Below are 11,284 nucleotides of genomic sequence, written 5' to 3' on the forward strand. Positions count from 1 at the left end.
GCCGCCAGATGCTTCCGCCGGGCGTGCCGGACCCCAACGACTGGGGCCCGATGAAGGGCCAGCTCCCGCCGGCCCCGGACTGGCACGGCATGGGGGACTGGCACGGCGGACCGATGGTGGCCTTCGACCTGGAGACCACGGGGACCGACATCGAGTGCGACCGCATCGTGACGGCGGCGGTCGTGGCGCTCGGGCCGGACGGGCAGGTGGCACGCGAGCGGACGTGGCTGGTGGACCCGGGGGTGCCCATCCCCGAGGAGGCCTCCGCCATCCACGGCATCTCCACGGACCGCGCCCGCGCGGAGGGGATGGCGGCGGCTCCGGCGATAGAGGAGATCACGCAGACGCTCTTCGAGGAGCTGGGCTCGGGGACCCCGCTCGTGGTGATGAACGCGCGGTACGACCTGACCCTGCTGGACCGCGAGTGCCGGCGGCACGGGATCCGGCCGCTGGGCGAGCGGTGGCCGGGCAGGCCCGCGCCCGTCATAGACCCCCTGGTCCTGGACAAGCACGCGGACCGGTACCGCAAGGGCAGGCGGACCCTCCAGGCCCTCTGCGAGCACTACGGCGTGACCCTCGACGAGGCGCACAACGCGGGCGCGGACGCGCTGGCGGCGGCCCGGACGGCGCGGCGGATGGGGGCGAGGCACGCGGCGATAGGGACGGTCGCGCTGGCCGAGCTCCACGACCTGCAGATCCGCGCGGCGGCCGAGCAGGCGGTGTCGCTGCAGAGCTACCTGCGCCGGACCTCGGACCCCGAGGCGATAGTCGAGCGGGCCTGGCCCGTCGTGCCCTACCGGGTCTGAGGGCGGACGCGGCAGGATCCGGCTCATGAGACTTCCCCGAAGCGCCCACACCGACCGTCCCTGGCGGATCCACGAGATCGCCCCCGACTTCCAGGTCGAGGACGTGTGGGAGCTGCCCACGCCGGGCGGCCCCGACGACCTCGCCCGGCTCGTGGAGCAGTTCGCGAACGGCACGGGCGAGGTCTCCTCGCCGGTCGGGCGCGCGCTCTTCGCGATCCGCCGGCGGCTCGGGGCGCTGCTCGGCTGGGACCGGCCGGCCGACGGGGTCGGCGGCCGGGTGGCCTCGCTGCGGGACCGGCTGCCGGAAGACCTCCGGGAGGGCCCCCGGGGACCGGAGTTCGGCGCGTTCCCGTTCACCTCCGTCTACCAGACGCACGACGAGTGGGCGGCGGAGACGGCCAACCGGACCGTGCACGGCGTGCTGCACATCGGCTGGGTCGAGGACGGCGCCGGCGGCCACCACGGGCAGATGGCCGTCCTGGTCAAACCCAACGGCCTGCTCGGCGGGCTCTACATGGCCGGCATCAAGCCCTTCCGGTACCTCGGGGTGTACCCGGCGATGATCCGCGGCATCGGCCGCGCATGGCGGGCCGGTCAGCAGGCCGGTCAGTAGTCGGGCCACTCGTCGCGGTAGACGACGTGGAGCCCCGAGCCGCTCCCGAAGTAGCCGTTCCCCTGGTCCAGCTCGACGCAGTAGTGCCGCCGGGCGGGGTGGGCGTAGACGTGGCCGGAGCCGTTGTGGGCGACGTCGGCGAAGACCCACGCGGTGTCGGCGAACAGCGTGGCGCTCCCCGTCAGGAACAGCGTTTCGGTGTGGACGCGGGTGTGGAACCGGTCCCGGTTCTCCTTGTGGTGCCGCTCCTGCGGGTAGTGGTCGACCGCGGGGTCGAAGGCGGTCGGCCCCGGTAGGTCCGCCGTCCGTGCCCGGCCGGCGCCGAGCTTGGCCCGCAGCTCCTTCCAGCGCGAGGGTGCGAACTGGAGCGAGTGGTGCAGCAGGACGAGGTCGAGTCCGGGCCGCCCCGTGGCGGGGTCGTCGCGCCGCAGCGGGACGTGGACCAGCGAGCGCGGCGAGGTGGCGGCGAGCGCCCACAGCCCGGCGATCAGCTGGGCGGCGCCCTGGTCGACCTCGGCGTCCAGGTACCAGCGGCCCTCCGACAGCACCGCGCGCTCCGGCGGCCGGGCCGGGCGGATCACCTTGAACTCCGCGGCACCGAGCCGGGCCTGGTGGATGGTGAGGGGAAGTTTCATATGCGGAGATTTGTACGGCAGTGCTAGAACGCGTGCCAGCGGATTTCCGGGTCGCCCTCGCGCAGGGAGGCCACCCGGCGGCGGAATTCGGCCAGGGCCCCGGGGTTGGTCGGGGCGTGCTGGGAGACCCAGGCGCAGCTGGCCGTTTCGCGGGCGCCGCGCAGGAGCGCGCAGCCCTCCCACTCGCGCACGTCCCAGCCGTACGCCGCCGAGAAGGCCCCGTAGGACTCGGCGGGCAGCCCGTACCGGTCGCGGGAGAGCGCCATCACCACCAGGTCGTGCTCGCGCAGGTCGGCGGAGACCGTCTCCAGGTCGACCAGGACCGGCCCGTCCGGACCCACGTGGACGTTGCGGGGCAGCGCGTCGCCGTGGATCGGGCCCGGCGCCAGGTGCGGGGTGAGGGCGGCGACCTGGTCGGCGTACCCGTCGCGGCGGGCCCGCAGGTACGCCGCGTCCGCCGGGTCGATCGCCTCGCCCGCCAGCCGGAGCCAGCGTTCGACCCCGCCCAGCAGGTCGCGCGGCGGCAGTGCGAAGGGCGGCGCGGGCAGGGCGTGGATCTGCCGCAGCAGCGCCGCGAGGTCCTCGGGGCCGGCCGGGCGGACCGCGTCCGGGAGCCGGTGCCACAGCGTCACCGGGTGGCCGTCCACCAGACGGGGCGCCGGCTCGGCCGCGCGGACCGCCGGGACCCCGGACTCCGCGAGCCAGCCCGCCACCGCGAGCTCCAGCTCGGCCCGCGGCAGCAGCGCCGCTTCCCGGCCGACCTTGGCGACCAAGCCTCCGCCGAGCGCGAAGACGGCGTTCTCGCCGAGGGCCAGCAGCTCGGGCGCCCCGGCCCGCGCCGAGGTGAGGCCCGCCGCCGTCAGTGCGTCCCTGGCCTGTGCCTCGTCCATGCCGTGCTCCGCAGTCCGTCCGTCCCGGTGGGTGCCGGGGTGATCGTGATGCGCCAAGTTTCGCACCGGGTCGGCGATCTCTTCGCCTTTTAGGTTGCACGAGACGTCTCGTCTCGTTATGGTCATCGCATGACCTCAGCCGCGAAGCCCGCCCACATCGCCATGTTCTCGATCGCCGCCGCCGGCCACGTGAACCCGAGCATCGAAGTGATCCGCGAGCTCGTCGCCCGCGGCCACCGCGTCAGCTACGCCGTTCCCGCCGCCTACGCCGGCAAGGTCGCCGAGACCGGCGCCACCCCGGTGATCTGGAACTCCACCCTGCCCACCGAGGACGACCCCGACGCGTGGGGCACCGAGCTCATCGACAACATCGAGCCCTTCCTCACCGACGCCGTCCAAGCCGTCCCGCAGCTCGCGGCCGCCTTCGAGGGCGACGAGCCGGACCTCGTCCTCCACGACATCACCGCTTATCAGGCCATGGTCCTCGCCCACCGCTGGGGCGTCCCCGCCGTCTCCCTCTCCCCGAACCTGGTCGCGTGGACCGGCTACGAGGAGGAGGTGGCCGAGCCGATGTTCGCCGCACTGCGCGCCTCCGAGCGCGGGCAGGCGTACTACGCCCGCTTCCGGGCCTGGCTCGACGAGAACGGCATCGACGAGGACAGCGACCGCTTCGTCGGCCGCCCCCGCCGCAGCATCGTGCTCATCCCGCGCGCCCTCCAGCCGCACGCCGACCGGGTCGACGAGGCCGTGTACACCTTCGTCGGCGCCTGCCAGGGCGACCGCAGCGCCACCCAGGGCACCTGGACGCGCCCCGCGGGCGCCGAGGGGAAGAAGCTCCTCCTGGTCTCCCTCGGCTCCACCTTCACCAAGCAGCCGGCCTTCTACCGGGCCTGCGTCGAGGCCTTCGGGGACCTGCCCGACTGGCACGTGGTGCTCCAGATCGGCAAGTTCACCGACGAGGCCGAGATCGGCGCGATCCCCGCCAACGTCGAAGTCCACCGCTGGGTTCCCCAACTGGACATCCTGCGCCGGGCCGACGCCTTCATCACCCACGCGGGCGCGGGCGGCAGCCAGGAGGGCCTGGCCACCGGCACCCCGATGGTCGCCGTCCCGCAGGCCGTCGACCAGTTCGGCAACGCCGACATGCTGGCGGGCCTCGGCGTCGCCCGGCACGTCCCGATGGACGAGGCCGACGCCGCCACCCTGCGCGAGGCCGTCCTCGCCCTGGTCGCCGACCCGGAGGTGGCAGCCCGGGCGGAGGCGATCCGCGCCCGGATGGCCACCGAGGGAGGCACGCGCCAGGCGGCGGACCTGATCGAGGCGGAGCTGGCCGGAGCGGCGGAAACGGCCGGGCGGCCCGGACCGGCCGCGCTGTCAGCGGACCGGCCTATCGTGCAGGCATGACCAAGACGAAGTACGCGGCGCTGCTCCGGGGCATCAACGTCGGCGGGAACAAGAAGGTCCCGATGGCCGAACTGCGCCAGGTCCTGCACGAGCTGGGCCACGAGGACGCTCAGACCTACCTGCAGAGCGGCAACGCCGTCTTCAGCAGCGGGAAGAAGACGACCCCCGAGGCCCTCGCCCGCGAGCTGGAGGCGGCCATCGAAGCCCACTTCGGCTTCCGCGTCCCCTGCCTGGTGGTCGACGGCGCGTACCTGCGCGCCGTCGCCGACGCCTGCCCGTTCCCGGCCGCCGACCTGGAGGGCAAGCAGCTCCACGCCACCTTCTGCTCCGAGCAGCCCGACGGTTCCCGCTTCGCGTCCATCGACGGACCCGCGTACCTCCCGGAGGAGTACCGGGTCGGCGACCGCGTCGTCTACCTCTACGCCCCGAACGGCCTGGGCCGCTCCGCACTGGGAGAGGCCCTCGCCAAGCCGGCCGTGGTCAAGGGACTCGACGTGACCACCCGAAACTGGAACACGGTCGCCAAGCTGGTGGAACTCACCCAGGATTGACGCATGGACTTTGCCGATCTCGCCGTGCCGGACGCCGAGCACCCGCCCGCGCCGGTCCCCGTCGACTGGCCGGCGGTCGAGGAGTGGCTCGGGCTCCGGCTCCCCGCCGACTACAAGCGACTGGCCGACGTCTGGGGGCCGGTGGCGTTCGGCGCGGACTGCGTGATCCCCACTCCCTGCGCCCAACCCGAGGACGGGGACGACCAGGACCGGTTCGACTACGGAGACTGGCTGCGCGACACCCACCGCGAGGCCCGCATCGACGCCCGGGCCCTGCCGGAGCCGCAGCGCCCGGCCGTCCACCCAGCCCCCGGCGGGCTGCTCGCCTGGGGCACGGTCCGGTCCATCGACACCCTGTTCTGGGACACCTCGGTCTCCCCGGACCCCGACCGGTGGACGGTCGTCATCCGACGCGCGTACCGGTCCGACCACCGCGCCCCCGAACGGTGGGAGGCCCACGACCTCACCCTGACCGAGTACCTGGCCGACGCCTGCACCCGCCCGGGGACCCCGCTGCCCGCCACCCGCCCCTCCCCGACGCCCGCCCCGACCCTGTGCCCCGCCGCCCCCCCGCCGGGCCGCCCCGCCCGGTCCGCCCGGGCCGTACCGGGCCGGCCGGGCGCCGGCGCCCGCGTCCCGGACCAGCGCCGCGTCCGCGGCGTTGGGGACGGAAGCGTTCAGCCGCCCCGTGGAGGCGTCGAACCACATGCCCGCCACACGGTCACCGACCCGGCCCCGGATGAGGGTGGCCGCCCGGCCGGCGGCAGCCTCGTCGGCGACGCGGTCGCGCACCGTGGGTGGAGAGGGGGGCCGGGGCGGCGGGGGGCGGCACGCGGGGGCCGGGGCGGAGGGGGGACGGGGACGGGCGGGCGTGGGCGGAAGCGACCAGGACCGACTGGGGACGCAGCGGGGCCAGGGGGCGCCTGGCCTCGGGGAGCAGGTCCGGCGGCCCGGCGGGCAGATCGCCCTGGCGGCCGGGTGCGTGGCGCCGGGTGAGGGGGGGGGCTGCGGTGGGGGAGAGCAGGCCGGGGAGGTCGCCGGAGGCGGCGGCGGACGCCGGCGCGGGGCGTCCCACGACGGCGCGGGCGGTGAGCGTACGGGCGAGCCCGCGCGGCCAGTGCACCTGCACCCCGTCGGCGGCCAGGGCGCGACCGGCCTCCCCGAGCAGCTCCGCGACCTCCTCGTCGGCCAGGTCCACGGAGTCGGGGACGGCCGCGCCGAGCAGCGGCGCGAGCGGACGCCAGAGGCGGGCGGCGCGGCGCAGGGCCCGGAGCGCGTCCAGACGGGCACGCGGCGGGAAGCCGGCAGCGGCGGCGCCCGCTCCGGCCCAGACGTCGGCGGCGTCCGCGACGAGCGCGGCGTCGGCGAGGCCGTGCATCTGCAGCACGGCCCGGAAGGCGGGGGGCTCGCAGGAGGTGTCGAGGTCGATCCGGAGCGAGACGCGCACGCCCGCCTCGTGCTCGGCCGCGACCTCGGCGGCCCATTCGCGCAGCTCGGGGTGGAGTCCGGGCTCGACGGCGGCGTAGGCGGGCCCGCCGGCGGCGGCGGGCGCCGCGGGGGAGCGGGGCAGGGTGTCGGCGACGGCGTCGAGGAAGGCGCGCAGCAGCGGCTCCGGCGCGGGCAGCCGTGCCGGGCCGTCTCCGTCGGGGTCGAGGCCGGGGCCGAGCGGCACGCAGTGCGCGGCGGGAGGCATTGCGGCCGCCAGCTCCCGGACCTCCGCCAGGTCGGCGGCCTCCAGAGGGCCGAGCCGCCAGGCGTCGTACCCGGCGGGGCTCACCCCGGGCAGCAGCAGCCCGCGCGCGGCGAGGCGCAGGGCCAGCAGGGCGGCGGCGCCCCAGAAGGGCGCTGCCCCGGCCGACGCGGCGGCCCGGACCCGGGTCAGCAGCGCCACGGCGTCGGCCACCGGCAGGACGAGTGCGCTGACGGTGACGGTCCGCAGGTCCGCGGCGACGACGGTGAGCTCTTGGAGGGTGCCGGGGCCGGTGAGCCCCTGCAGCTCGTGCCGCAGCCCCTGGAGATCCGCATCCGCATCCGCATCCGCATCCGCGTCCGGATCCGGCTGCCAGAAGGCGATCCGGCCGGCACGGGGAGGTTCCGCGGGCAGGAAGACGGCGTGGGAGCTGATGAGGCCGGAGATCGTCGAGAGCACGCAATCCTCAAACTTGACCGGAAACGGGGCGGCCGAGATTAACCCACCCGCGAGGCCCGCAGGCCGAGGCGCCGCCGTGACCCAGGTCACTGCGGGTTCCCCGCGTCGATCGGTCGCGCGAGTGGGAACGCGGGAGCGGGAGCACGCGTTGAGTGGGGTAGTGGCCGACGGAGAAAGAGGTGTCCGCAGATGTCCACGAGCGGAAAGGTCGCGGTTGCCGGAGTAGTGGCAGCCATCGTGCTGTTCTGGGCGGTCGGGTTCTGGGCGGGACTGCTGGTCCTGATCGGTGTGCCGACGGCCGCCTACCTGCTGTTGGACTCCTCCCAGCGTCGTAGGCTGCGGGGAATATCCAGGAAGCAGATCGGCCGCTGAGGCCGCCACGGGGGCAGTGATCCATGAGCACGGCGAGAGCGGCGCAGGTCGCGGCGGTCAGCAGCAACGGCGTCTACTCGTTCACCAAGCCCACGCGCGAGAGCATCAGGCTCATCGAGGGACTGGGGGTCGAGGGCGACGTTCACGCGGGCGTCACGGTGAAGCACCGTTCGCGCGTGGCCCAGGACCCGACGCAGCCGAATCTGCGGCAGGTCCACCTCATCCACCGGGAGCTCTTCGAGGAGGTCGCGGAGGCGGGTCACCAGGTCGAGCCGGGCCAGCTCGGCGAGAACGTCACGACCGAGGGCATCGACCTGCTCGGCCTGCCGACCGGCACCCTGCTGCGCCTGGGCGAGGACGCCGTGGTGGAGGTGACCGGCCTGCGCAACCCGTGCCTGCAGATCGACGCCTTCCAGCACGGGCTGCTCAAGCAGGTGGTGAGCCGGGACGAGGAGGGCAACCTGCTCCGCAAGGCCGGAATCATGGGCGTGGTCCACCGGGGCGGCACCATCCGTCCCGGCGACACCATCGAGATCACGCTCCCGCCGGTCCCGCACGTCCCGCTCGACCGGGTCTGACGCGAAAGCGACGGCCCGGACCGGACCTCGATGACAGTGCGGCTCAGCATCGCGTACAGGTGACGGTGCACGTCGCACAGCACATCACCAGGTGCAGATCCGGGGCGGTGAGGGCGGGTTCGGGGTGTCCCACATCGTGAAAGGCCGGGAGGCGGCGGCGTACGGCGCCGCGCCGGTCAGTAGTAGTCCCGCATCAGCACGGTCGCCCACTCGGGCTGGCGGTGGTCGCCGCGCGGGCCGAACTCCGCCATGTACGGCTTGAGATCGAGCACCGGGGTGCCCGACACCGCGTCCAGGCCCTCCACGTGCACCTCCGGACCGTCGGCCGCCCCGGCGTCCACCTTCACGACGCGGCAGCGCGAGACGCCCAGCCGGTTCGGCCGGTTCTTGCCGCGCTGCGCGAAGATACCGACGAGCGGCCAGTCCGGATTGCCCCGCGGGTGACGCGCGCCCGTCTCGATCCTGTCCTGCGGCACCCGGTCGAAGTGGTAGACCACCTCGACGTGCGAGAAGTCCTCCAGCCCGTACAGCGCCTCGGGGCCGAACCGCTCCCGGTCCAGGCGGATCACCGCCGCCTCCCGCCCCCAGTCGTCGTCGACGACCTCCGCGCGGCCGCCGACCACCACGCCCACCGGGACCATCCCCACCGAACCCACCGGACCCACCGAACCTGCCGTCACGGCCTCCCCCTTCGCGTTCAGACCGGCCGCACCGCGACGCGGTCCAGCGCGGTCAGCAGCTCCGCCAGCTCCGGGAGTTCCCCGTCCGCCTCGGGCGGGACCGCCAGGACCTCGCTCGGCTCCTCGTCCAGCAGGACGAAGGCCGCCCCGCCGGTACGGGCCACCAGCGACCAGCCGGGGCCGTCCACGCGCAGCGTGCGCGCCTCCTCGCCGGCGAAGGACGACCGGACCCGGCCCGGCGGCGGCACGGTCCGGGTGTAGCCCAGCGCCTCCTTCAGCGCCCGCGCCAGCCCCGGGTGCGAGGCGGCCGCCGCCCCACCGTCCGAGGCCACGCGCTCGCTCCAGGTCGCCCACTCGCGGGCGATCTGGTCGGCGCCCATCCGCCGCTGCACCGGCCCCCAGGCCTCGGCCGAAGGCGGTGCCAGCGGCACCCGGCCCGTACCGTCGGCGCCCTGCTCCGGATCGTGCGGCTCGGGTATGCCCGCCGTCGACACCGCGAGCTCCAGCGGCCAGCCCGCCAGCGAGACCACGATGGACCGTTCGTCGGGGGACAGGTCGTATTCCATCCCGCAGTCCCAGGAAGCGATGGCCATGGCCACGAGCGAGACGTCGTCGACCACGACCGTCCAGCGCGCGCCCTCCTCGTCCTGGCCGAGCACCAGCCCGTACCCGGATGCCGCCGGCGGCACGCCCAGCAGCGAGCAGGCCTCGGGGAAGTCGTCACCCAGGATGCTCGGGAACTGCGCGGGGGTCAGCAGCACGGCGGTCAGCACGTACAGCGAACCGCCGTCCTCCTCGTCGGACACGTGGCCTCCCGGTCGTTCTCTCGTCGGCGCACCCTAACCAGCGAGTAACCACCGCGTCGAGAGGCGGCGGGAGGAGATTTCCAGGCCCGCCACCTGCGCGGAGGGTTTGGCGCCCGCGGCGGGGAGGGCGACGTGCGACGTCCGCCCTCAGGCGGTGCGCACGGCCAGTGCCATGAACCGGGCGTCCTCGTCCGCGTACGAGGTCATCCGCCAGCCCGAACCGGCCAGCAGCGGGCCGAGGTTGTGCTCCGCCCGCATGTCGTCCGGGGTCAGCTCGCGGCCGTGGCGCGCCGCCAGGGCCGCGCGCCCGATCGGGTGGAACAGCGCGAGCCGCCCGTCGGGGCGAACCACGCGGGCGAGTTCGCGCAGGTTGGCCCCCGGGTCGGGCAGGTGGGCGATGAGCCCGGCGGCGAAGACCGCGTCGAGCGCCCCGTCGCGCAGCGGCAGCTGCGCCACGTCCGCGAGCAGCAGCGCGCCCTGCGCGCCCCGGCCGGCGTCCCGCGCGGCGGCCAGCATCTGAGGGGTGAGGTCGGCGCCGAGCACGGTGCCCGACGGGCCCACGGCCGCGCGCAGCGCGGTCATCGCCCGGCCGGTGCCGCAGCCCGCGTCGAGCACCCGGTTCCCGGGCCGCAGACCGAACTCGGCCACCGCCGTCTCGAAGGCGGGGCCGTCGCCGGGGAACTTGCGGTCCCAGTCGGCCGCGCGCGCTCCGAAGAACTCCTGGACGCGGGTGTGATCCTGTGTGCGGTCTTCGCTCATGTGCCCATGATCCCCCACCTCGGTCCGGGCACATGCCTGCGGAACGTGTGCAAGGTGGTACGCGGTGTGATCGCAGATGAACGTATCTCTGTCATATTCCAGCAGTTCCAGTGGCTTTCGAAATGCGCCCCTTGTTCGCGCCCTCACCCGGACTAGCGTCCCGTGGCCATGGGACACCTGGACCACGCCGCCTATGGCTGGCTTACCCCCGCGCTGTCATACGTGATGGCCTGCATCGGCGCTGCCCTCGGGCTGCGCTGCACCGTCCGCGCACTCGAGGCCGCGACCGGAGCCTCCCGCCGCAACTGGCTCCTCACGGCGGCCTCGGCCATCGGGACGGGCATCTGGACGATGCACTTCGTCGCGGTGCTCGGCTTCCACGTCACCGGGACCGAGATCCGCTACAACGTGCCGCTGACCATCCTCGGGCTGCTCGTCGCCGTCGTCGTGGTCGGCGCCGGAGTGTTCGCCGTCGGCTACGGCAAGGACCGCGGCCGCGCCCTCGTCCTCGGCGGCCTCACCACCGGCCTGGGCGTCGCGAGCATGCACTACCTGGGCATGGCGGCCCTGCGCCTGCACGGATCGGTCTCCTACGACCCGCTGATGGTCGGGCTCTCCATTGCCATCGCCGTGGTCGCCGCCACCGCCGCCCTGTGGGCGGCGCTCAACATCAAGTCCCCGGTGGCCGTCGCGGTCGCCTCGCTGATCATGGGCGCCGCCGTCACCAGCATGCATTACACCGGCATGCTCGCCGTCGCCGTCCACGTCGTCCCCTCGGACGCACCGCTGCCGGGCGCGACCGCCATGCAGTTCATCTTCCCGCTCGCCGTCGGCCTCGGCTCCTACCTCTTCATCACCTCCGCGTTCGTCGCGCTCTCCCCGACCGCCGACGAACGCGCGGCCTCCGCCGCCGCTTCGGCCGACCGCCGCCTGGGGGAGCGCGGTGCGGCGGCCGCCCCGCCCACCGTGTCCGCTTCCGCCCCGTCGCCGCCGGGCCGCTGAGACCGGGGCGGCGGCCCGCGGAGCGCCGCCCGGCCTTCC

The 11,284-nt window shown here is 74.6% G+C and carries 13 protein-coding genes; 7 read left to right on the forward strand and 6 right to left on the reverse strand.

Translation table 11 applies throughout. The features are described from left to right. Positions 1–89: 89 nt before the first annotated feature. Positions 90–806 (forward strand): 3'-5' exonuclease, encoded by a 717-nt coding sequence (locus DRB96_RS38755; RefSeq protein ID WP_112454296.1) that lies wholly within the window; start codon positions 90–92, stop codon positions 804–806. 25 nt (positions 807–831) lie between these two features. After that, positions 832–1,419, forward strand: coding sequence for a DUF2867 domain-containing protein (locus DRB96_RS38760; protein ID WP_112452608.1), 588 nt, complete (start codon positions 832–834; stop codon positions 1,417–1,419). Here the strand turns inward: DRB96_RS38760 and DRB96_RS38765 are convergent. Further along, entirely contained in the window at positions 1,413–2,054 is a 642-nt protein-coding gene (locus DRB96_RS38765; RefSeq protein ID WP_112452609.1) for a hypothetical protein, read from the reverse strand. The two genes, DRB96_RS38760 and DRB96_RS38765, sit on opposite strands and share 7 nt — an antisense overlap. Before the next feature lie 23 nt (positions 2,055–2,077). Continuing rightward, positions 2,078–2,944 carry an aminoglycoside phosphotransferase family protein gene (locus tag DRB96_RS38770; protein WP_112452610.1) on the reverse strand — a complete coding sequence of 289 codons (867 nt, stop codon included), beginning with the start codon at positions 2,942–2,944 and terminating at the stop codon, positions 2,078–2,080. A gap of 129 nt (positions 2,945–3,073) precedes the next feature. Between DRB96_RS38770 and mgt the strand changes: the two genes are divergently transcribed. Next, positions 3,074–4,348: a macrolide-inactivating glycosyltransferase gene (mgt, locus tag DRB96_RS38775; protein ID WP_112452611.1), complete on the forward strand. Its 1,275-nt coding sequence runs from the start codon at positions 3,074–3,076 to the stop codon at positions 4,346–4,348. After that, entirely contained in the window at positions 4,345–4,899 is a 555-nt protein-coding gene (locus DRB96_RS38780) for a DUF1697 domain-containing protein (protein WP_112452612.1), read from the forward strand. Before mgt ends, DRB96_RS38780 begins: the two co-directional genes overlap by 4 nt. A gap of 721 nt (positions 4,900–5,620) precedes the next feature. Here the strand turns inward: DRB96_RS38780 and DRB96_RS46140 are convergent. Continuing rightward, on the reverse strand, positions 5,621–7,048 hold the full coding sequence (locus DRB96_RS46140; protein WP_343234670.1) for an SNF2 helicase-associated domain-containing protein: 1,428 nt from the start codon (positions 7,046–7,048) through the stop codon (positions 5,621–5,623). 189 nt (positions 7,049–7,237) lie between these two features. Between DRB96_RS46140 and DRB96_RS38795 the strand changes: the two genes are divergently transcribed. Together DRB96_RS38795 and DRB96_RS38800 are read left to right on the forward strand one after the other, a co-directional pair. Further along, positions 7,238–7,420: a hypothetical protein gene (locus DRB96_RS38795; protein WP_112452614.1), complete on the forward strand. Its 183-nt coding sequence runs from the start codon at positions 7,238–7,240 to the stop codon at positions 7,418–7,420. 23 nt (positions 7,421–7,443) lie between these two features. Continuing rightward, positions 7,444–7,998 (forward strand): MOSC domain-containing protein, encoded by a 555-nt coding sequence (locus DRB96_RS38800; RefSeq protein WP_112452615.1) that lies wholly within the window; start codon positions 7,444–7,446, stop codon positions 7,996–7,998. 176 nt (positions 7,999–8,174) lie between these two features. On the opposite strand, the gene DRB96_RS38805 is transcribed toward DRB96_RS38800, so the two are convergent. The 3 genes from DRB96_RS38805 to DRB96_RS38815 form a co-directional block, all read right to left on the reverse strand. Beyond that, positions 8,175–8,639 (reverse strand): SAM-dependent methyltransferase, encoded by a 465-nt coding sequence (locus DRB96_RS38805; protein ID WP_112452616.1) that lies wholly within the window; start codon positions 8,637–8,639, stop codon positions 8,175–8,177. 56 nt (positions 8,640–8,695) lie between these two features. Beyond that, the gene (locus DRB96_RS38810; RefSeq protein ID WP_112452617.1) at positions 8,696–9,484 is read right to left on the reverse strand and encodes a hypothetical protein; all 789 of its coding nucleotides are present in this window, start codon (positions 9,482–9,484) and stop codon (positions 8,696–8,698) included. A 147-nt stretch (positions 9,485–9,631) separates the two neighbouring features. Then, positions 9,632–10,243: a methyltransferase domain-containing protein gene (locus DRB96_RS38815; protein WP_112452618.1), complete on the reverse strand. Its 612-nt coding sequence runs from the start codon at positions 10,241–10,243 to the stop codon at positions 9,632–9,634. A gap of 168 nt (positions 10,244–10,411) precedes the next feature. Between DRB96_RS38815 and DRB96_RS38820 the strand changes: the two genes are divergently transcribed. Beyond that, positions 10,412–11,245, forward strand: a complete 834-nt coding sequence (locus tag DRB96_RS38820; RefSeq protein WP_112452619.1) for an MHYT domain-containing protein — start codon at positions 10,412–10,414, stop codon at positions 11,243–11,245. The last annotated feature ends 39 nt before the right edge of the window (positions 11,246–11,284 follow it).

The sequence above is a fragment of the Streptomyces sp. ICC1 genome, assembly GCF_003287935.1.
In the GTDB taxonomy this organism is placed as follows: Bacteria; Actinomycetota; Actinomycetes; order Streptomycetales; family Streptomycetaceae; genus Streptomyces; species Streptomyces tritrimontium.

Bases quoted from the DNA above. Each gene is read 5' to 3' on its own strand.
- DRB96_RS38770 (WP_112452610.1), bottom strand. From the start codon at position 2,944: ATGGACGAGGCACAGGCCAGGGACGCACTGACGGCGGCGGGCCTCACC.
- DRB96_RS38780 (WP_112452612.1), top strand. From the start codon at position 4,345: ATGACCAAGACGAAGTACGCGGCGCTGCTCCGGGGCATCAACGTCGGC.
- DRB96_RS38760 (WP_112452608.1), top strand. From the start codon at position 832: ATGAGACTTCCCCGAAGCGCCCACACCGACCGTCCCTGGCGGATCCAC.
- DRB96_RS38800 (WP_112452615.1), top strand. From the start codon at position 7,444: ATGAGCACGGCGAGAGCGGCGCAGGTCGCGGCGGTCAGCAGCAACGGC.
- DRB96_RS38815 (WP_112452618.1), bottom strand. From the start codon at position 10,243: ATGAGCGAAGACCGCACACAGGATCACACCCGCGTCCAGGAGTTCTTC.
- mgt (WP_112452611.1), top strand. From the start codon at position 3,074: ATGACCTCAGCCGCGAAGCCCGCCCACATCGCCATGTTCTCGATCGCC.
- DRB96_RS38805 (WP_112452616.1), bottom strand. From the start codon at position 8,639: ATGGTCCCGGTGGGCGTGGTGGTCGGCGGCCGCGCGGAGGTCGTCGAC.
- DRB96_RS38820 (WP_112452619.1), top strand. From the start codon at position 10,412: ATGGGACACCTGGACCACGCCGCCTATGGCTGGCTTACCCCCGCGCTG.
- DRB96_RS38795 (WP_112452614.1), top strand. From the start codon at position 7,238: ATGTCCACGAGCGGAAAGGTCGCGGTTGCCGGAGTAGTGGCAGCCATC.
- DRB96_RS38765 (WP_112452609.1), bottom strand. From the start codon at position 2,054: ATGAAACTTCCCCTCACCATCCACCAGGCCCGGCTCGGTGCCGCGGAG.
- DRB96_RS38755 (WP_112454296.1), top strand. From the start codon at position 90: ATGGGGGACTGGCACGGCGGACCGATGGTGGCCTTCGACCTGGAGACC.